At 65.3% G+C, this 20767-nt stretch carries 15 protein-coding genes, 1 tRNA gene and 1 pseudogene; 8 read left to right on the forward strand and 9 right to left on the reverse strand.

The window, feature by feature from the left end; translation table 11 throughout:
- Positions 1-1500, forward strand: coding sequence for a pyruvate kinase (gene pyk / locus QCD75_RS04880; RefSeq protein WP_301226262.1), 1500 nt, complete (start codon positions 1-3; stop codon positions 1498-1500).
- Between the two features lie 96 nt (positions 1501-1596).
- On the opposite strand, the gene QCD75_RS04885 is transcribed toward pyk, so the two are convergent.
- The gene (locus QCD75_RS04885) at positions 1597-2202 is read right to left on the reverse strand and encodes an ANTAR domain-containing response regulator (RefSeq protein WP_301226264.1); all 606 of its coding nucleotides are present in this window, start codon (positions 2200-2202) and stop codon (positions 1597-1599) included.
- A 205-nt stretch (positions 2203-2407) separates the two neighbouring features.
- Here QCD75_RS04885 and QCD75_RS04890 point away from each other — a divergent pair.
- Positions 2408-2488 (forward strand) — tRNA-Leu (locus tag QCD75_RS04890).
- Positions 2489-2805: 317 nt separating this feature from the next.
- Here the strand turns inward: QCD75_RS04890 and QCD75_RS04895 are convergent.
- A complete protein-coding gene (locus QCD75_RS04895) occupies positions 2806-3168 on the reverse strand; it encodes a hypothetical protein (RefSeq protein ID WP_301226266.1) in 363 nt (120 codons plus the stop codon).
- 380 nt (positions 3169-3548) lie between these two features.
- Positions 3549-4094: an aldehyde dehydrogenase family protein gene (locus tag QCD75_RS04900; protein WP_301226488.1), complete on the reverse strand. Its 546-nt coding sequence runs from the start codon at positions 4092-4094 to the stop codon at positions 3549-3551.
- An 84-nt stretch (positions 4095-4178) separates the two neighbouring features.
- Between QCD75_RS04900 and QCD75_RS04905 the strand changes: the two genes are divergently transcribed.
- Positions 4179-4607 (forward strand): hypothetical protein, encoded by a 429-nt coding sequence (locus tag QCD75_RS04905; RefSeq protein ID WP_301226268.1) that lies wholly within the window; start codon positions 4179-4181, stop codon positions 4605-4607.
- Between the two features lie 356 nt (positions 4608-4963).
- Here QCD75_RS04905 and QCD75_RS04910 read toward each other — a convergent pair.
- Together QCD75_RS04910 and QCD75_RS04915 are read right to left on the reverse strand one after the other, a co-directional pair.
- A pseudogene (locus QCD75_RS04910) lies at positions 4964-8876 on the reverse strand (Pls/PosA family non-ribosomal peptide synthetase).
- A gap of 492 nt (positions 8877-9368) precedes the next feature.
- Positions 9369-9851: an SRPBCC family protein gene (locus tag QCD75_RS04915; protein ID WP_301226270.1), complete on the reverse strand. Its 483-nt coding sequence runs from the start codon at positions 9849-9851 to the stop codon at positions 9369-9371.
- Positions 9852-11158: 1307 nt separating this feature from the next.
- Here QCD75_RS04915 and QCD75_RS04920 point away from each other — a divergent pair.
- Both QCD75_RS04920 and QCD75_RS04925 read left to right on the forward strand, forming a co-directional pair.
- A complete protein-coding gene (locus QCD75_RS04920; RefSeq protein WP_301226272.1) occupies positions 11159-12676 on the forward strand; it encodes a CYTH and CHAD domain-containing protein in 1518 nt (505 codons plus the stop codon).
- Between the two features lie 145 nt (positions 12677-12821).
- Complete coding sequence (locus QCD75_RS04925) at positions 12822-14654, forward strand: pyruvate kinase (RefSeq protein ID WP_301226274.1); 1833 nt, start codon at positions 12822-12824, stop codon at positions 14652-14654.
- A gap of 43 nt (positions 14655-14697) precedes the next feature.
- Here the strand turns inward: QCD75_RS04925 and QCD75_RS04930 are convergent, their stop codons facing one another.
- The gene (locus QCD75_RS04930) at positions 14698-14922 is read right to left on the reverse strand and encodes a three-helix bundle dimerization domain-containing protein (protein ID WP_301226276.1); all 225 of its coding nucleotides are present in this window, start codon (positions 14920-14922) and stop codon (positions 14698-14700) included.
- 172 nt (positions 14923-15094) lie between these two features.
- Between QCD75_RS04930 and glgX the strand changes: the two genes are divergently transcribed.
- Positions 15095-17227: a glycogen debranching protein GlgX gene (glgX, locus tag QCD75_RS04935; protein ID WP_301226278.1), complete on the forward strand. Its 2133-nt coding sequence runs from the start codon at positions 15095-15097 to the stop codon at positions 17225-17227.
- A gap of 148 nt (positions 17228-17375) precedes the next feature.
- Positions 17376-17648, forward strand: a complete 273-nt coding sequence (locus QCD75_RS04940) for a hypothetical protein (RefSeq protein WP_301226280.1) — start codon at positions 17376-17378, stop codon at positions 17646-17648.
- Between the two features lie 89 nt (positions 17649-17737).
- Here QCD75_RS04940 and QCD75_RS04945 read toward each other — a convergent pair whose 3' ends face one another.
- Both QCD75_RS04945 and QCD75_RS04950 read right to left on the reverse strand, forming a co-directional pair.
- Positions 17738-18157: a MarR family transcriptional regulator gene (locus QCD75_RS04945; RefSeq protein WP_301226282.1), complete on the reverse strand. Its 420-nt coding sequence runs from the start codon at positions 18155-18157 to the stop codon at positions 17738-17740.
- A 108-nt stretch (positions 18158-18265) separates the two neighbouring features.
- Positions 18266-19144 (reverse strand): amino acid-binding protein, encoded by an 879-nt coding sequence (locus tag QCD75_RS04950; RefSeq protein ID WP_301226284.1) that lies wholly within the window; start codon positions 19142-19144, stop codon positions 18266-18268.
- Positions 19145-19627: 483 nt separating this feature from the next.
- Between QCD75_RS04950 and QCD75_RS04955 the strand changes: the two genes are divergently transcribed.
- A complete protein-coding gene (locus QCD75_RS04955; protein ID WP_301226286.1) occupies positions 19628-20095 on the forward strand; it encodes a universal stress protein in 468 nt (155 codons plus the stop codon).
- 428 nt (positions 20096-20523) lie between these two features.
- On the opposite strand, the gene QCD75_RS04960 is transcribed toward QCD75_RS04955, so the two are convergent.
- Complete coding sequence (locus QCD75_RS04960) at positions 20524-20757, reverse strand: hypothetical protein (protein WP_301226288.1); 234 nt, start codon at positions 20755-20757, stop codon at positions 20524-20526.
- Positions 20758-20767 lie beyond the last annotated feature (10 nt).

Here is a 20767-nt window from a genome sequence, read left to right on the forward strand (position 1 = left end):
ATGAGACGCGCTAAAATAGTGGCCACGTTCGGACCGGCAATCGCGAGTTTTGAGAACACTCTCGCCGTGCTGGAAGCCGGCGTCGACGTGGCCCGCATGAACATGAGCCACGGCGACTACGCCGTCCACGACACCACGTATGAGAACGTCCGCAAGGCAGCCGGGCAGCTCCACAAGGCCGTTGCCATCATGGCCGACCTCCAGGGGCCGAAGATCCGCCTCGGCCGGTTCGTGGACGGGCCGCACCTGCTGGCCGTCGGTGACACGTTCACCATCACCACCGAGGACGTCCCGGGCACCAAGGACATCTGCTCCACGACGCTCAAGAGCCTCACCGAGGACGTCAACCCCGGCGACGCCCTGCTGATCGATGACGGCAAGGTCGCGCTCCGCGCGATCGACGTCGACGCGGTCAAGGTCGTTGCCCAGGTCATTGTCGGAGGGTGGGTCTCGAACAACAAGGGCATCAACCTGCCCGGCGTTGCCGTCAACGTTCCCGCGCTGAGCGAAAAGGACGAGGACGATCTGCGCTGGGCCATGCGCCGCGGTGTGGACATGGTGGCACTGTCCTTCGTCCGCGACGCCTCGGACATCAAGCGCGTCCACGAGATCATGGACGAAGAAGGCCGCCGCGTGCCGGTGATCGCCAAGATCGAGAAGCCGCAGGCCGTCGAGCAGCTGCCCGAGATCATCGACGCGTTCGATGCCATCATGGTGGCCCGTGGCGACCTCGGCGTGGAACTTCCCCTCGAGGAAGTGCCGATCGTGCAGAAGCGCGCCGTCGAACTGGCACGCCGCTGGGCCAAGCCCGTCATTGTGGCAACCCAGGTACTTGAGTCCATGATCGACAACCCGCGTCCGACCCGCGCCGAGGCCTCCGACTGCGCCAACGCCGTGCTCGACGGCGCCGATGCGGTCATGCTCTCCGGCGAGACCAGCGTGGGCAAGTTCCCGATCGAAACCGTCAAGACCATGGCCCGGATCATCGAATCCACCGAGGTCCACGGCCTGGAGCGCGTCCCCCCGCTGGGCACCAAGCCCAAGACCCGGGGCGGCGCCATCACCCGTGCCGCCGTCGAAATCGCCGACCAGCTGGATGCCAAGTACATTTGTGCCTTTACCCAGTCCGGCGACTCCGCACGGCGCCTGTCGCGGCTGCGTCCGACCCGGCCGGTCTTCGCCTTCACCCCCGTGGAGCATGTCTGGAACCAGCTCGCGCTGACCTGGGGCATCCAGCCGGTCCTGGTCCCGATGGTGGGCCACACCGACGCGATGACCGCGCAGGTTGACCGCAGCCTGCTGAACATGGACCTCGTCGAGGACGGCGACATGGTGGTCATCGCCGCCGGTTCGCCTCCCGGAAAAGCCGGTTCCACGAACATGCTGAAGGTCCACCGCGTGGGCGACCTTGCCGACGCCGGCAGCCACGGCGAAGTCGAAGTCACCAAGGACAAGCTCGGCCCGTGGCCGGAAAAGAAGAAGCGGAACGGCAAAGTCTAGTCCCGCAGCTTCACCCAAAACGGCGGTGCCCCGCCAATTGGGGGGGACCCTCCCTTTTGGTCTGTGTTGCTGGGTTGCCGTGTTACCGGAGCCCGGCTAGTTGACCTGGTTGATGATGGTCTCGGCAACCTCGCGCATGCTCAGGCGGCGGTCCATGGAGGTCTTCTGGATCCAGCGGAACGCCTCCGGCTCGGTCAGCCCCATCTTGGTGGTCAGCAGGCTCTTGGCGCGCTCCACGAGCTTGCGGGTGGCGAACTGCTCCTGCAGGTCGGTCACTTCGCTTTCGAGGGCCTTGATTTCCTCATGGCGGGACAGGGCGATCTCCAGGGCGGGGATCAGGTCCGCCGGGGTGAAGGGCTTGACCACGTAGGCCATGGCGCCGGCGTCGCGGGCGCGTTCTACGAGTTCCTTCTGGCTGAATGCGGTCAGCAGGACCACGGGGGCTATCCGGGCCTTGACGATCTTTTCGGCGGCGGTGATGCCGTCCATGACGGGCATTTTGACGTCCATCAGGACGAGGTCCGGCTTCAGTTCTTCGGCGAGCTGCACGGCCTTCTCGCCGTTGTCTGCTTCGCCGACGACGTCGTAGCCTTCGCCCCGGAGGATCTCGATGATGTCGAGCCGGATGAGGGTCTCATCCTCGGCCACGACCACGCGGCGCGCCGGCTTGGACGTGGGGTTTGACTCCGTCTGTTCTGACACGGGAACTCCTTGGAAAGGTACGGCGGGACTACACCATCTTAGGTTGTCACCGCTGGTGTACTGGGACCGGGTTGGGTTCGATGCGGCGTCACTGGCGCGATTCTGGAATTCAGCCTATCTGCATGTAGAGTAATTTCGCGCACTGGAAGCGATCGCGTTGCTCACAGCACTGTGGCCGGGCGATTGTGACACCGGTGTACTCCGCGCCCGAGTGGCGGAATGGCAGACGCGCCGCACTCAAAATGCGGTATCGAAAGGTGTGTGGGTTCGAGTCCCACCTCGGGCACAGTGTTTCCGCAGGTCAGGGGCCTTTTTCGGTGTTTTTCGTGTGCACATTGTGCACACTCTTACCTCTGATCTGATTGCTCCGGGTGTTTGGGGTCCCGGAAAGACTATTTGGTTGTCTGGGGGAGCGGCTGCCTACGGCGGACCGGGTACCGCCCCGCGGGGTCTCTGCTGGGAGTTCATCCTCGTTCGTCCTTTCGTTGGGTTTTGCGTTCAGTACTTCATGGTGGCTAGGGCCGCCTGCAACATGATTTGCTGACTATTTCTTTGATCGACCTTGGGTTGTGGCTGGTCCGGAATTTCTGCTCTGATACCTGTTCATGCAGGAATGCGGAGGGAACGGCATGACATGGCGACCGATCCGGAGCCGATCATGAGCTCGCTGAGCCGGGCCAGTTCGTCATCGCCACGGAATAGGGCGTTGATCATGCTTACTAGACGCTTGGTTCCGTTCCCGGCGCGGTAGAGCGCCGCGGAAGGCTGACCCAAACGGTCGCTCACGGCCCAGGAGAAAGCATTGCTCATCTGTCTTTCGGCGTTCTTCACAACTGGCATACTCTTCCAGGCCTCGCCGAAGACGGCACCATCGATAGCTCTCACCGGAATGCATGGGTGCGAGGCGCCCAGCTCGCCTTCTCCGACGCCAAGCGCGCTGCGATCGGCGATGAGCAGATCGGCCAAATCCTCGCGTCAAGTCCCATCGGCACCGCCGGCGTTTGGCCCGCTTAATCGGTCTGAGAGTTCATCGAGAACATTGAGTCGCCCCCACCGCCCCCGCACTTCCGCATGATTCAGCGCGGACGACTTCGGAAACTGACAGTCGGGCCCGCCATGCAGGCTATGGCTGCAAGGGTCAGGATCTGGAGCGGTGTCGAAGCGCGTAGGGTCCCACTCGGTGTTCTGGTTACGGGACAGAAGCACCGAGAGGGTGGCGAAGCCATCTTGGCCCTGCCACCCTTCTGGGCGTGTCCACGTCGCAATCAAACTCAGGCTGTTTTGCAGGGTGCTACCGGCAGTGGGCGCGAGTACCGCCATCTGCCCTTGAGTTGGTGCTCTGCTTGTTAGTAGCTTCCTCCAGCGGTAAGGGATACGGCCCCGACAGGGTGCCAGATGGTCTTGATTTCCATGAACGCGCGGATTCGGGCAGTTCCCGGCGCCGCCCGGAGGTTGGGTTCGCCCCGTGGGGAGTAGACCCTCTTGACGGTTCCCGAAGCGGCTTCTGTCAGAGAAATGCGGAGTTCCTGGCTGGCCGCGGATAGGTCGAGGGCGTTGACGTCGGCGTGCGAGGCCAAGTACGGCATGATTTCCGCGGCTTGTCCTGTGAGAATGTTGACCACGCCGTTTGGCAGGTCGCTGGTTGCCAGGGTTTCGGCGAAGAGAATGGCGATGTTGGGCGTGTCTTTGTCGGCGACCAGAACGACCGAGTTACCGCTGCAGATGATGGGGGCGATGGCTGCCACGAGTCCGAGCAGAGGGGAGTCAGCGGGCGCGATAGCGGCTACTACCCCTGTTGGCTCGGGGGCTGAGTATGAAAAGTAGGGGCCCGATACTGGGTTTGCGCCGCCGAATACCGCCGCGAGCTTGTCAGTCCATCCCGAGTAGTGAATTTCTTTCGCTCAACCCTGAAACAGGCCTTGGCAAACCCGTCACGGGTGTCCCATTGACCGTCGCGTCCGCGGGGGAGTAAAACCATGATGGACCGGGAGGATGTGGCGCCGATGGGGTCGCAGAACAACGCCGGACGGGAGCGTTGGGAGCGCCGGCTTTCGGACGCAGAAGCTCAGAGACGCAGGGACTCCGAACTGGCCCGCTACCTTGAGAAGACAAGTCTGCTCGTGCCGGGGGCACTCAGAAAATGGTGCGACCAGATGGGCATCCTGGAGCTCCCCGAGGTCACGGTCAGGAATCTGGAGTGCACCCTGGAAGGCTTCACCCGGCGGGCCAAATACCAGATCGACTTCACGGTGAACGGGCTGCAGTTCAGAGGCAAGGTCGTGTACACCGATGACAGATGCCAGTACAAGGTGCGTCTGGTCTGGCCGAACGGCGCCCAGGGACCGACGATCACCAGCGTCGAGGCGCTGACGGCTGCACTTGCCGGTGCCGATGCCCCGGGCTAATCACCAATCAACGCTCCGTCTCCGGGACTGGACCGGGTGGGACGATCCGGCCCGAAAATTCCGGCCGTTGGTGGAGGCTGACGGCGCGGATCCTTCCTGACCACAGTCCGCGGGTACCCACCATGTGCGGAGGTTTCAGCGGATATTGGCACTCAGCTCCACGCACCTGCCTTCTCGGACCCCCAAAATCGTCTTCATCTTCCAATAGAAACTCAGAACGTCGTAAGAGACGGTGAGTCCGTGGGGCCGGGTCAAGCCGCCACACCGGTCCCGGACCAAACGGCCATATTCAAGAATGGCCAGCTTTGAGCCTGATCGCCCAAGCTGGACCGCCCCGATCTGGTCAGCATTCACCCTCACACAAGTTCGGGCTGGGCTCCGCGGGGGTCGGTCCAGGGGCTGACGGGGTTACCGATCCAGTAACTGCCCGCGGGGACGGTCTCCCCGCGCATGACCAGGGACGCAGGCCCGACGGTGCCGCCGGCCCCGATCCGGGCAGCTGGGAGGATGACGCCATGCGGACCCATGGTCGCCCCGGCATCGAGGGTGACAGTGTCGATGCTCATTACCCGGTCATGGAAGAGATGAGTCTGGACCACGCAGCCGCGGTTGACGGTTGAATTCGGGCCTAAAGTGACGAGGTCCGCTTCCGGGAGCCAGTAGCTTTCGCACCAGGTCCCGGCGCCGATGTGGGCGCCGAGTGCCCGCAGCCACCACACCAGGGCCGGGGTACCGGCCGCGGCTCGGGCGAACCAGGGAGCTGTGACCATTTCGATGAAGGTGTCCACGACCTCGTTGCGCCAGATGAATGAACTCCACAGCGGGTGTTCCCCGGCGCGGATCCGTCCCACCAGCAACCATTTTGCCGCAACGGAGCTTCCGGCGGCCACGGCCCCGGCGCCCAGGACCACTACGGTTCCCAGCAGTGCCGCGACGAGGTAGCCGGCGCGCGTGGCCAGGAGATCCAGGACGGCCAGCACGCCCGCGGCGATGGCGGCCGTGAGGATGACCGGAATGCCCCGGCCGAGCTCCCAGCAGGACCTGTACACCTTCAGCCGCAGCGGCGGGTCGAATGTCAGGCTCTGGTCCATGTCCATTCGTGCCCGGCGCAGCCGGACCGGGGGGCTGCCCAGCCAGGATGTCCCGGACTTGGCCTTCGCCGGTGTCGCGGACAGGACCGCGACGAGCGAGTTTTTCGGGACGCTGCGCCCGGCCCCGGTCATGCCGGAATTGCCTAGGAACGCCCGTTTTCCGATCTTGGCCGGCCCGATCTTCATCCAGCCGCCGCCGAGTTCGTACGAGGCGATCATGGTGTCATCGGCAAGAAACGCCCCGTCTCCGACAGTTGTCATCGACGGCAGCAATAGTACGGTGGACGCTTCCACGTTGTTGCCCACGGTGGCGCCAAGGAGCCGCAGCCAGACCGGGGTGAAGAGGCTGGCGTAAAGCGGAAAGAGAAGGTCCCGGGCGATGTCCAGCACGCGTTCGGTGGCCCAGACCCGCCAGCCGATGAGGCTGCGGACCCGGTAGTGGCCCGGGCTCAGGCCAAGGCCCAGCAGCCTGACGATGGCGGCGATCAGGATCATGTTGGAGAGGAACCAGGTGACCGCCGCTGCCGGGACCGCCCAGAGCAGCACTGGCCACGAGGATGAGAGTGAGTCCTGACCGCGGATGGCCCAGACCACCACCAGGGCTCCTGCAGCCGCCGATACATAGGGGATGGTGGCCAGCAGCGCGGAGGCCAGGGCATAGCCGGGAAACCACATCCACGCGCCGGGTTTCGCCGGCGGCGCGGCGGGCCAGTCCTGCTTTGCTTTGCCGAGTCGTTGTGCCGGCGAGCCGGCGAACCGCTGGTTGGCTTTGACTTTCCCCAGGACCGCCGAGCCCGGGGCGATTTCGGCTCCTGCGCCGATCCTCGTGCCGGGCATCAGGGTGCTGCGTGAACCCACGGTGGCGCCGGGTCCGACCCGGATGTGTCCGATGTGTACCAGATCGCCGTCGATCCACCATCCGGACAGGTCCACTTCGGGTTCGATGGAGCATCCGGGGCCCAGGCTCAGCATTCCTGTGACGGGCGGGACGGAATGCAGGTCCACGTCCTTGCCGATCCTCGCCCCAAGGGCACGCGCGTAGTAGGGGATCCAGGGCGCCCCGGCCAGGCTGACGGCGCCCGAGAGGTCGGAGATCTGTTCGGCGAGCCACAGACGCAGGTGCACCTTCCCGGAGCGCGGGTAGCTGCCCGGGGTGACGCCGCGCAGCAGCAGCCGGGCCGCTGCCGCGGAGACAGCCATCCTTCCCCACGGGCTAACGAACACAGCCCAGGAGGCCAGTACCCACCACCAGGACACGGTCGGGGCTCCGCGGAGAACGCCTGCGGTGGCAACGATGTTGTTCAAGGCCATCAGGTAGGTTAGCCACCGCATGGACACCAGCAGCTGCAACGGGATCCCTGCCAGGAGCTGGAAGGTTTGGGACTTCAGGGCGGTCGGCTTCACCGCGCGTTCTGTCGCGGCGGCTGCCTCGCTGCCGCCGTCCGGGGCGGACAGGCGCGCCAGTTCCACGAGTGCCCCGAGCCGCGGGCGGGCGTAGACGTCCGCGACGGTGATCGTCGGGTAGCACGCGCAGGGCGGAGACCAGACGGGCGGCGGCCAGGCTGCCGCCGCCGTGGGCGAAGAAGTCCGCGTCCAGGCCTTCCGGGGCAGCCCCCAGGACAGCGGCCCATTGCTCCACGATCCACCTGGACCTGTCGTCCAGGTCCATTTCGAGGCCCGGGCCAGGCACCCCGGTCGGTACGGCGGCAATTGGCCAGGGCAGGGCATTCCGGTCGACCTTGCCGCTGGTCTTGACCGGCAGGGAATCAACGGTGGTCAGCATAAGGACCAGGGCCGCGGGCAGCCGGGCGGACAGCAGGCCGCGGGCGGCGGATAGGTCCGGTGCCGTATTGGGTGCGGGCACGAGGTAGCCGACGAGGATTTGGTTGCCTGCGGCCGTGGTTTGGACGGCAGCGGCCGCTCCGTGGATGCCCGGCAGGGACTGGAGGGCGGCGTCGATTTCGCCCAGTTCGATGCGGCGGCCGCCGAGTTTGACCTGTTCATCAGCGCGACCGACAAAGATCAGGCCTTCGCTTTCGAAGCGGACCAGGTCGCCGCTGCGATAGGCCCGTTCCCAGCCGAGCGTGTCCATGGGCGCGTACTTCTCCGCGTCCTTTGAGGGGTCCAGGTATTTTGCCAGGCCCACACCACCGATAATGAGTTCGCCGATCACGCCCTCCGCCACGGGGATCCCCGCCGGGTCAACGACGGCCAGGTCCCAGCCATCCAGGGGCAGGCCGATCCGCACGGGGCCCTTGCCGTCCATGCGTGCAGCGCAGGCCACTACGGTGGCCTCTGTAGGCCCATAGGTATTCCAGAGCTCACGGTCATCCACGGCGAGCCGAGCGGCGAGTTCCGCCGGGCAGGCCTCGCCGCCGAAGATCAGCAACCGGACGGCTTCAAGGGACTCGGCCGGCCAGAGCCCCGCGAGTGTGGGGACGGTGGAGACCACAGTGATGCCATTGGTGATCAGCCACGGACCCAAATCCATTCCGGTCCGGACCAGAGACCGCGGCGCCGGGACCAGGCAGGCTCCGTTGCGCCAGGCCAGCCACATTTCCTCACACGAAGCATCGAACGCCACGGACAGCCCTGCCAGGACCCGGTCCGAGGTATTCAACGGCTCTGCCGACAGGAACATGCGCGCTTCGGCGTCCACGAACGCTGCAGCGGAGCGATGCGTGACTGCCACACCTTTCGGGGTGCCGGTGGATCCAGAGGTGAATATCACCCACGCGTCATCGGCCGGTGTCGCCTCACGCGGAGCTTGGAAGGGCCGCATCCGGTCCGGGGAGGTGATGATTTCATCGGCACGCAGGATCCCGGCGACCCCGGCCTCAGCAAAGACCAAGCGTGCCCGCTCGTCAGGGTCATCGGCGTCGACCGGAACATAAGCGGCGCCCACATGCAGGATGGCCAGGATCGCAACGTAGAGCTCGTTTGTACCGGAGGGGATCCGCACGCCGACCTTGTCGCCCGCGCCGATCCCGGCCTGATGGAGGTCCCGGCCATAGGCCTTCACTTCAAGGAGAAGCTCGGCATAACTGAGAGAGGTCCGCCCGTCATCGAGCGCCGACGCGTCAGGAAACCGGTGGGCTGTTTCCTGGAGAATTTGAATCAAGGTGCGCGGCGGGGCGGCGGCAGCAGCGCGGGCCAGTTGCGGGCGGTGAGTTGTCACAAGACCAGTGTGGCCAAGAATCGGGTTTATCGGGTGGCTGTCCAGTGAAGCGCCCGCCAAAGTTACGGAACCGCCACAGGACCTGAGGGGCCGGTCCTGGCCGGAAACCCCCGACGCAGACTGTCCGGGAGGCGCTCCCAACTTTTGGAGCTTCAGCAGCTCGATCTGCAGCAGACGCTGTTCCAGCTCGTACTGCTCGCGGGTCATTCATATCTCATAGGCGTAGCCTCCGCCAGGTGTCGACTGGCGTCCCGTGGGGGCGATAGCAGAGGGTCGTCGTAATCGTCGTCCAGAACGGTGAAACCGTGTCGGACCAAGGCATAATATTTCATCGGCTGGACTTACTGTGCTGCCATGAACATTCAACAAACACGCTGAGTGCGACGCAAGGGGGAAGACCCCGGCAGATGCCGCTGGGTGGGACTACCCGCTGTGCTGACGGTTCCGAGTTGGCCAGACCGGGGTCCAGGCGAATTTGGGGGCCTCAGGTCCTCAGGTCCCGTCACTCGGAGGGGCGGCCTTCGGCGGGCCGGGAAGGACTCCGCCTTCGAAGTGAAAACTGAGCAGTTCGGCCCGGAATTTGACCGCGTCCAGAAACTCGGTCAGGGCAACGTGGTTACCGGGCATAGTTTTTCCGACCAGGCCACTGAGCGGGCCGCTGGCCGTATCGGAAACCCTCAGAAGGGTCATCCCGGTGTAGTCCGTAAGCGTGAAGGTGCGCACGACCTTGAGCAGTCCCGCCGGCAGGCCGCCTGACAAACTCATGCATTTGCCGGGAACCAGAGAGATCCGCAGATGGAATGTGCGCTTGCCGCCGGCCCGCATCCGAACCTTTACCCGTTCGCCGTGGCTCAACTCGCCCTTGATTTCGGTGATCCCGGAAGCCCAGACAGCGTAGTTTCCCGCGTCAGTGATTATGCCCCACACCGTGCCGGCCCCCGCAAGAATCAGGGTCTCCACCTCGAACGATTTCATGTACCAAGGCTATCGGCCAGCTTCATTCGCGGCGGTCGCCTGCAAAGAAGGTGACCTCCGTGACATGAAGGGCGCTGGCACCAGGATTCCGAGGAAGGAGATGCTGGTACCCCCGCACTCATGAGCGGCTCGTAAACGGAACCGTCACGATTTGCTCCGCAGGGACCAAACCCGGCAAGCCGATGACCCCCTTCCCAGTTGGCTCGGTGGCAGAATCTGTTGCCGGGGGAACATCCCAAATTCGTCGCCCACGACGTGCGGCGGCAGCTGCACAGGGCGGAGGCCTCACCGCACGGCGCTTCACCCAGCCCCGCCACAGCCTTTGCGCCACTTTTCCCTAGGATGATTGAGCGTCTGCGCTGATTCCCTTCGGGCTCACACCCGGGTTTGCTTGAGTTCCCCCAACGTTCTCATTGCGTTCAGCTCTATTGGCTACGCTGGCCGCATGCCAGCGTTCACACTCGACGGCGGGTTATACCAGTACCTCAGGTCGGCGGCAGAACTGTGGACGTGCACGCTCTGGAGGCGCCGTGGAACTCAAATCCGTTCTACGTCTTCGTGGCTTGGACCGATGCTGACATGAGTGCACTGGGTACGGATCCTGACCGGAAGCTTGGAGCGCCTCAACGCGCCTGATTGGGATGTGGAACATGAGGAGCCGTGCCCGGAGGACCGGCTGACGCCGGAGCGGTATGTGATACATCTTGCGGATTTGCGCAAATCTCCGAATGGTCTGTCGAGTCAAGAAAATGGAAGCGAACAAACATGGGGTCCAGGGTTTTTTCATGTTTTATCTCGGACTGCATTGCCGCAGACGTCGAGGGGGACCGCGGGCTGACGGAAGATGCGATGTATGGGGTATATGTCAGTTGGTGCGTCCTTCACTATCTGCGTCCCAAGCCCTCCGAGGAATTCTGGGCGGCGATGTCCGCTTTGGGTCTTGACGAACGGCGTTGCATCGACTGTCGCTACGTTCGGCCCGGACTGCGGATGACCGGGCGTGCGGCGGTGGACTTCATCCTTTCGAGCCGTCCGAGTCTCGCCTGACCGGGTAGCGACCGGACCGTCCAGAATGGTTAGAGGGAAAAGCGTGGAAGACCCCGGCCGGTCATCTGAGAACCTCGTATGGTGGGGACTCCACCACGAGTTGCCCGGTTCGGGGTCTGGCCGCTTCGATGGGGTACGGGCATACTCGATGGTGCTGAGTGTGCGGACACAGGATGCCCCGCGGGCGGCTTCGATCGTGTTTGACGGGACTTTAGGCACGGACCGAGGGAACCTGCCCGCCCTAGGATTAAGGCATGGCCGTGACTGAGAAGTTGGAAGTGGAACGAAAATTCGACGTCGGCGAATCGGACGAGTTGCCGGCTTTCACTTCCATCGTCGGGGTGGACAGCGTCGGGACGACTGTGGATCAAAAACTTGATGCCGTGTACTTCGACACGTCGGCGTTGGCGCTGGCGTCCCGGCGGGTCACGTTGCGCCGGCGCACCGGGGGTAAGGACGCCGGGTGGCATCTGAAGCTGCCTGGGGCCGAGGGCGAACGGCGCGAAATCACGGAGCCGTTGAACGAGGACCCGGACACTGTGCCGCCCCGGCTGAAGGCGTTGGTGCTGGTTCATGTCAGGGACCAGGAGCTGATGCCGGTCGCGCACCTGAAAACCCGTCGCACAGCGATTCCCCTGATCGCAGCCGACGGAACTGTTCTGGCGGAATTCAGTGATGACCGGGTGGAGTCCCGGATGCTGCTGGAACCGGCCGAAAGTGCTGCCTGGCGGGAGTGGGAGGTCGAACTGGTCGACGGTCACCGGGAGGTCCTGGATGCCGCCGAAACCGTGTTTGCCTTGTTGGGTCACCGGCCGGCGGTGCTTCCGTCCAAGCTGGCCCGCGCCCTTGGCACCAGGTATCCGGCTGCCACGCCCCCAATGCCTCGCCCGCGGCGTAAGGGGCCGGCCTCAGCGGTGTTTCTTTCCTATCTTCACGAGCAGGTCGAGGCCCTGAAAATCCATGACCCCGGGGTCCGGGAGGGAGCCCCGGATGCGGTCCACCAGCTCCGGGTAGCCGCACGCCGGATGCGGTCCGTGCTGGCAAGCTTCCGCCCATTGACCGACAAGGGGACCGCCCAGCTCCTGCGGGAAGAACTTCAATGGCTCGCAGGGACAGTCGGTACGGCCCGGGACCTTGAGGTCATGCGGACCCAGCTGAATGAGCTGATTGGCGCCGAACCCCCGGAGCTGGTCATGGGGCCGGTGAAAGAGCGCGTCGAGGACCAGCTCGGGGCCGCCTATGAGGCTGCCCTCGCCGACGGATTGGCTGCCATGGGAAGCGAGCGGTATTTCCGGCTTCTGGATGAACTCGATGGCTTCGTGGCGGCCCCTCCGCTGGCCGGACCGGCCCACAAGAAGGCCGAGGGGACGGTGGGCCGGCTGGTCAATGCCGAACGGAAGCGCCTGAAGGGGGCGGTGAGGAACCTCGAGGGCGTCTCCGATGATGATTCTGCCAATGCCACGCTGCACGAGATCCGGAAGAGCGCAAAACGTCTTCGGTACGCGGCTGAGGCGGCCGTCCCGATTTTTGGAAAGCAGGCCGCCAGGCTGGCGCGCACCGCGGAAGAAGTTCAGACCATTCTGGGCGATCATCAGGACAGTGTCGTGATCAGGGAAAAATTGCGGTCGCTCGCCACAGGGCCCGGGGAGGGCGGTGGGGGAACCGGATTCACCTTCGGGCGGCTCCACGCACTGGAGCAGCACCGCGGAGCCGAGGCCCGCGCCCGGTTCGTGACCCTATGGCAGGAATCACCGCCCAGGCCGCTCCGGCGGAAATAGTCACCGGGTGCTTGTCCCGGATTCACCAGAGGGACATTCGGGCCAGGTATCGTCGCCGGGGCGGGATCGTGCCCGGCGGCGGGCCGTGCCACCAGGGTTTGTTCCGCTCTTACTGTGCCCGAAACCGGGGCTGGAGAGGACCATCGTGACGGAAGCTGAGATCCAGGAGCTGCGTGCCCTGCTGGAGGACGTGAACCGGCTCCGGCGCGCGCTCCGGTACGCCGAAACACGGCACGGTGCCAGGATCGAGGCCGTGCTGCCCCGCCACCGGGACAGCGCCCGGAACCTCATCCACTACACGGAGCTGCGCCGCCACGACATCCGTGAGCTCCAGTCCGGACTGGCGAAGCACGGGCTCTCCTCGCTCGGCCGCACCGAATCGAGGGTACTGCCCAGTGTTGACACCGTGGCCCGGACGTTGGCACGGCTGGTCTCGGCGGACGGGCCGCAGGACCCGGCGGCGGACCCTGTCGACGGTGAAGAACTGCTCGCCCGGAACGCAGTGAACCTGCTCGGTCCCGAGCCGGAGGAACGCAGCACGAGGATCATGGTCACGCTGCCCGGCGAAGCCGCCACGGACCCCGGCATTGTCCGCGGCATGATCGAAAAAGGCATGGACCTTGCCCGCATCAACTGCGCGCACGATACCCCTGGGACCTGGCGGCAGATGATCGGCAACATCCGCGCCGCAGAAGATTCCACCGGCAGGCGCTGCCTGGTCTCCATGGATCTGGGCGGGCCCAAGCTGCGCACGGGCCCCATCCGCCCGGGCCCCCGCGTCCTGAAGGTCAGGCCGGTCCGGAACGAAACCGGCACAGTGACCGCCCCGGCCCGCGTGTGGCTGGGAAACCCGCCCGAGACGGGCCCTGCCCTTCCTGTGATTCCCGTCCAGGACGAGAACTGGGCGGCAGCCCTGCGGGAGGGCCAGAGTGTCAGCTTCGAAGACGCCCGCGGAGCCCGCCGCACCCTCGCCGTCGAGCATGCAGGCCCGGACGGGTGCCTGGCGGTTCTTCACGACACCAGTTACGTGATCCCGGGAACGAGGCTGACGGCCGCCCCTGCAGCCCCGCCCGGAAAGAAACCCCACCGCCACACAGGGCCATTCACCCTTGTGGGCGAGCTTCCTGCTCTGGAACAGAGCCTGATGATCCGGCGCGGGGACACCATCATCCTCAGCAGTGACCTCGCTCCCGCAGACAGCCATACCGTGGGCACCCACCGGATCGGCTGCACCCTCCCCGGCGTCTTCACGGACGTGAAGCCCGGGGAAAGGATCTGGTTCGACGACGGCAAGATCGGCGGGGTCATCACCGGGGTCGGGGCCGGAGAACTGAGCGCTGAGATTGTCTCCGCCGCCCCCAACGGCTCACGGCTGAGGTCCGAAAAAGGCATCAACCTCCCCGACACCCGGCTCAGGGTCCCGGCACTGACGGATCAGGACCTCGCCGACCTCGAACACGTCAAGGTCCTGGCCGACATCGTCAGCATGTCCTTTGTCCGCAGCGAGTCCGACGTCCGCGACCTCCTGGCCCACCTGGACGCCGAGCAGGACCGGAACCTTGACATCATGCTCAAGATCGAGACCGTGGCCGCGTTTGAAGCGCTGCCCGAAATCCTCCTGGAACTGATGAAGTGGGCCGACGTGGGCGTCATGATCGCCCGCGGTGACCTCGCCGTGGAGGCCGGCTTCGAACGGCTGGCGGAAGTCCAGGAGGAAATTCTCTGGCTCTGCGAAGCCGCGCACGTCCCGGTCATCTGGGCCACCCAGGTCCTGGACACCCTGGCGCGGACCGGTTTCCCGTCCCGGGCGGAGGTGACCGACGCCGCGATGGCCCAGCGCGCCGAATGCGTCATGCTCAACAAGGGCCCGTTCATCAATGAAGCCATCAGCATGCTCGCGGACATTCTGGGCCGGATGAAGGACCACACGCAGAAGAAGCGCAGCCTGCTGCGCCGTCTCAGGGCCTGGGACCGCTGAACCCCGGTCTTCAGCCCCTGCCGGGCCGAGGCGGGCCCGCGGCCTAGGAGTGGCTGTTGGAGGGCTCGAAGGTGTATTCGCGTTGGAGCCGGGACCTCGCTTCGTGCTCAACCAGGGTGGGTATGAAGCTCCTGATGCGTCCGTCAGCCAGGGAGTCGTATTCTTCGCCGACGATACCGGCGATGTGCGGTTGGGGGGCCTCCGGAAAACGGGCTGACAGCCGGTCGACTACGGCGCGGACAGTGGTTTCTTTTTCAGCTTCGCTCACCGTTCCAGTGTCGCCCGGTCGTGAACCGGCGTCAACAAATTCCGCGGACACAGGGTCATAACCGGGACACTCTGCTGCCCTTGGCGACAGGGGATTTGATGTTAGCCCCATACGCCCCCAAGCCCGGGCTGTAGCACCCCTGTCGTTTACCTTCGATGAGTATCATGGCGCCGTGGAAGCCCTCCCGGATATTCAACGCCCCACCGCTGCCCTGGGCGCGACATTGACGGTAGAGGGCGCGGACTTCGCACTGTTCTCCACCTCGGCGGCCTCGGTGGACTTGTGCCTGGTGGATGACTTCGGTGTCGAGACCCGCCACCCGATGTCCGTACAGGACGGGCTTTGGACTGCGTATATGCCGGGGGTCGTTGCGGGCCAGCGTTACGGCTACCGCGTCGAGGGGACCTGGGACCCGGCCCGGGGACTGCGCCACAATCCGCAGAAGTTCCTGTTGGACCCTTACGCCAGGGCCATCGACGGCCGGCTCTGCTGGGGTCCCGAGCTGTATGCCTTCGACCCCAATGACCCGTCCCAGCCGGACCGGGCGGACAACCGGGACCATACCTTCGTGTCCGTTGTTGTCGACCCCGCCTACGACTGGGGGACGGACACCCGGCCCGCTACTGCCCTGAACCGGACGGTCATCTACGAGGCCCACGTCAAGGGCATGACCAGGCTGCACCCGGACGTTCCCGCCGCCGAGCGCGGAACCTATGCCGGGTTGGCGCATCCGTCCGTCATCGCGCACCTCAAACGGATCGGCGTGACCGCGGTGGAACTCCTTCCGGTCCAACAGTTCATCACCGAGGAACCCCGCGAAGGCCGGTCCAACTACTGGGGCTACAACCCCATCGGATACTTTGCACCCCACAACGCCTACTCTGCGGCATCCGGGAAGGATGGGACGGTCCGTGGTGCAGGGTCCAAGCTGATGCCCGGCGGGCAGGTTACCGAGTTCAAAGACATGGTCAAGGCCCTCCATCAGGCCGGCATCGAGGTGATCCTCGACGTCGTCTACAACCACTCCGGCGAAGGCGGAGCCGACGGACCCAACCTGTGCTTCCGCGGAATCGACAACGCCGCCTACTACCACCTGGTCCCCGGCGACGAGGCCCACTACCAGGACTACACGGGCACCGGCAACACCCTGAACGTAGGATCGCCCACGGTCCTGCGCCTGGTGATGGATTCGCTGCACTATTGGGTGGAGGAGATGCACGTCGACGGTTTCCGCTTCGATCTCGCCCCTGCGCTGGCCCGTGCCTCGGACCGGGTTGACATGCTCTCCGCGTTCTTCGGGATGATTGACTCCGACCCGGTGCTTGACGGGGTGAAGCTCATCGCCGAACCGTGGGACCTCGGCCCCGAAGGCTACCAGCTCGGCAACTTCCCCCCGCGGTGGGCGGAGTGGAACGGCAAATTCCGGGACGTCGTCCGCGACTTCTGGCGCGGCCAACCGGGCCTCACGGCCGAGCTGGCAAAGCGGCTCACCGGCTCCGCCGACCTTTACCAGGACGACGGCCGCCAACCGAGCGCGTCCGTGAACTTTGTGACCGTCCACGACGGCTTCACGCTGCGGGACCTCGTCTCCTACGACCACAAGCACAACACGGCCAACGGCGAGAACGACCGCGACGGCGAGTCCAACAACCGTTCCTGGAACTGCGGCATCGAGGGGCCCACCACGGACCCGGACGTCACTGCCCTCCGCGCACGCCAGATGCGCAACCTCATGATCACCTGCATCCTCGCCCAGGGGGTCCCGATGCTGCGCCACGGCGACGAACTGGGCCACACCCAGGCAGGGAACAACAACGCCTACTGCCAGGACAACGAGATCTCGTGGATCGACTGGGCTTCCGCCGACGAGGACATGATTGCCTTCACCTCCAAGGTCGCCGGGCTGCGCCGGGACTACCCCGTGTTCCGGCGCCGCACCTACTTCGACGGCAGGCCGGTGGCCCCGGCAGAGGGCCTCCCGCTGCCTGACATTTTGTGGCTCAACGCCGACGGAACACCCCGGACGGGACAGCAGTGGGACCAGTCCTGGGGAAAGTCCCTCGCCTGCTACCTGAACGGCAAGGGCGCGCGGACCCGCCGGAATGAACCAGAAAACGACTTCCTCATCGTCTTGAACGCCTCCTCCCATGACGTAGTGCACCAAACGCCGAGGGAGCATTTTCCCGCGGAGTGGGAGGTCGCCCTGACAAGCTGGGACGGTCCCGCGCCGGCAACAATTCTGGCGGGCGCCGTCTACAACGTACCTGGGCGCAGCACCTGGGTTCTCCGCTCCGTCGAGCAATAGCGCAGCGCCCCGCCCCGGGTCGCGGGCGGTGGGGCAGCGAACCGGCGATCCCTCAGGGACGGTGCCTTTCAGCCATCAGGTATCCGTCCTGCTGGCTGAGCGCCAGGGAAACGCTGGTCACCGGAGGTTTACCGGGAGCACCTATCCTGTGGAGGATCTGTTCCGTTTATGGGAAGGCGCCGCCATGAACTTCGAAGGTAAGTCTGGCAGGAATGTTCACGGGAGTGACCTGAAGCGTGGGCAGGCGGTCCGTGTTCGGGATGGTGACGAGGACCTGGGCATCGGCGTCGTTGATGAATTGGCCACCGATGGGGCCAACGCCGTTTGGATCTTCTTCTCAGGTAACGCGCCGCGCAGGCTCCCCACCGACAAGGATTCGATCGAATTTACCGTGCTGGAGTCCGAAGCCCGGTGCGCATAGGTGCTCTGTATTTCCGGGAGTGAGCCTTCCGGGTATCAAAACCGAGAGCGTTCCGACCGGGCTGCCGGGGCATAGGCCCGGTATCCTGCTTAGCCGGCGGTAAGCCGGTCTGCATTGTTATTCATGCGCTCGAGGACGCTGAGAGCGATCGCGTACTCATCCGCACCGATTCCCGCCGTCAGCTCACGTCGGCTGGCTTCCATCAGCAGTGCGGCCTCGGCGTGCAGGGCGGATCCAGCCCCGGTCAGCGCGAGGCGGCCATCGAGCAGGAACACGAGCCTTCTGCGAACGAGCGCGGCCATGTCCCGTTCCCGGGTGTTGCCGCCGTCCGCTGAGGTGTACGGGCGCAAGACATCTCCTACTTCAGTCGGCGTGAGGGGGGCCGGGCGAAGCGCATTAAGCAGCTGCCACTGCCTTCTGGTCAGGGACAGTTGGGAGAGCGTGGAGTCGAGTAGGGTCTCCAGTGACGCATCCAGCCGTTTGACCCAGTATCCGATGGGCTTGTTCACGATGCCATCGTTGCAGTACTGGCTGCCTGGAACCAGCAGCCGTTAGTGCGCACAACGAAGTATCCCAGGTTACTCAACAACGCCGCGCGACTCTCGACCGTTCTGGTTCTACTGCAGGGCACGGATGGTGTGTTTGCGTGAAAGTTCGGTGAGTTCGGCGAGTTCTGCCAGCCGGTGCGCGCGGGCGGATTCGGCCGGCGTGAACGGTGCATGGGGGCGTGAAAATCGCAAGGGTTCGTGCAAGGGTGACGGGATCTTCAGCAGGGTCCCGTCACAGTCCGGTCCGCCGTCATGGGCTCTGGTGCAGTCCTCGACGGGGTTGATGGGACGATCGGGATTCGCGACCGGTTCAGCGTCCAGCAGTTCGGCGACCGCTAGTTGAAGTTCGTCCGGGTCTTCCGCGACCCTCAGGGCCAGGGCCAGAGCCTTCGTCTGGCCGTCGGCCACGGCCAGGGCTGTTGCCGGCCACGCGCGAACATCACGGCCCCCGCCCTCCCCAGCCGCGGCGAGCAGGTCGGTGTCGGTGACATCGTCCGGCGCGGCTACTACCAGTTCGTCCAGAACCCCTCCGGGGACGTGGTGGCGCCGGCGTACGAGGATGTCGGCTCCGACGCCGGAGACGCCCCGGGCAAGCTTTTCCTGCCCTTCCGGATCGTCATCAATCAGGGTGCGGACGCGCCACAGGGCTCCGGACTCGTGCAGCCGGCGCCGGTGGCGCAGGGCTGGTGCGTGCAGCCAACCCCGCAAAGCGTGACGGACCGAGGGCTCGGCCACCCAGATCACCAGAGTGGTGGCCGTCAAAGTCAGGACCAGTACCTTCAGCAGGTAAGGCATCTCCGTGTCGACCACGGCGGCGTGCACTACAAGTTCTATCGGCAGCATGGCTGCGACGTTGGCAAGGGTGAGCCGCGCCTTTGCCGGGTGGGGTAACTGACCGCACGAGTCGCAGGCCAACGCGTGGGCGGTGTCTCTGTTCTGCGTTGTCATGGTTCCACTTTGCTGGCCTCGGCGTCGGGCCTCAACGACCGGCGCATGAACAATCGGCGAAGGCGCATGGCCGCGGACATCACCGCAGGCAGGCGCCCTTGCGTGATCACCCCAGCCGGGTTCGTCAAGATGCCCGGCTGCGAACAAACCCCTCTGTTAGGGCGCTCATCGCGTTGCCGGCGGGCAGCCGGAGCCCAGCGGTCCCTGGGAACAGATCCCGACCGACCTACAACTGTCGGAGCCATCCACCCCCGTAAAGACTGACCGGGCGGCCGGTGGACGATGCGGATTCTTGCCAGGCGGCCCCGCCGCGGGGAATCCAGTGGCTATCCTGACGGTTATGGACGTCTTCCCGCCTGCCCCGCCGCCACCGCACGGATCGGCACATGACATGAAGCCGCCAACCCCCCGCCGGTTCGAACGGACGGTGACCCGCACGCCGCTCGTCCGATTCCCTGCCTATCGGCCCGAGGGAGGCTGAAAATGTGGGCCGGAGGTCCGGTGGTGCTGGGCGTCCCCTGGCAGCCGACTGACCTGCTGATCCGGGCCGGTGAAGACCTGGCCGCGATCCTGGGCGTGCACCTTATCTGCGCATTTGTGGATCCGGCGAGCTACCTGACCGAGTGGGAGCCAACCACCTCACGGGTGGGAGCCTCGCTCGATCCGGCGCCTAACCGGGAAACGGAGTTCCCGGCCTCGGAAATCCTGGACAGACTCCGGAACATTCTGGGCCCTCCCGGACAGGAATGGACTTTCAGGGTGCTCAACGGAGAAGTCTCCCAAGCGCTGACCCGGCTGGCTGAAAGCACGGACGCTTCGATGCTGATCGTCGGCGGCCAGCGGCCCGGTAACCTGGCCGGAATGACGCGGTTGCTGGAAGGTTCTGTCAGTATCTCCCTCACACGCTCGCAGCCCAGACCCGTCATGGTCATCCCGCACCTGGGCCCATAACGGGCGTCCAAGCAGGGATCTCCTAGCGATGGCTTCGAAGTTGCCAGCAGCAGGGGAGTGCCCTGAACCGGGGATGCCGGCCGAGCAGTCCGGCACGTCTTTGAATGCGCTCACAAGATTGTCAAGGTCCTCGGAACTGTGCTGAAGGGGCAACGGATGATGCCACCGAGCGGGCCCCGGGTGCCGGGTGGTCGAAGGTCAGTGACCATGATGCCGGCCCTGGCGTACCGGATGCCCTCACCGGTGCGGGGCAGGAGTGCGTGCGCTGCCTCAGGTTGCTGGACGCTGATTCCTTGGATGTTGTTCCGCTGGATGCGGCGTCCGGTCTGCCATCAGCGCCGCCGAGGGCGGGAGGGGCGGCCCTGGGCGCTGAAGTGTGCACGGTCCGGGTCGGCACCTACCGGGCAGGTGGCCCGGTGGCGGCCTGGCTAGTGGGCGGGCCGGATGTCCACCGGGTCGGTGTGCAGGAGCATCCGGCGCGGGGCGATTCCGGGCAGGCGTACCCAGAGGATCGACGCGTCGGAGGTTACACCGTCGATGGTGCCGGTGCAGGCCGCCTGCCCATGTTCGGCCACCGTCACCGTCTGACCGGAACGCAGGCGGGTCCAGTCCGATACGGGAGCGGCGGGGAGGGAGTCGACGCTTTCCAGGAAATCCTTCATGCCGCTGAGC

This window comes from Arthrobacter sp. PsM3 (assembly GCF_030433895.1).
Taxonomy (GTDB): domain Bacteria; phylum Actinomycetota; class Actinomycetes; order Actinomycetales; family Micrococcaceae; genus Arthrobacter.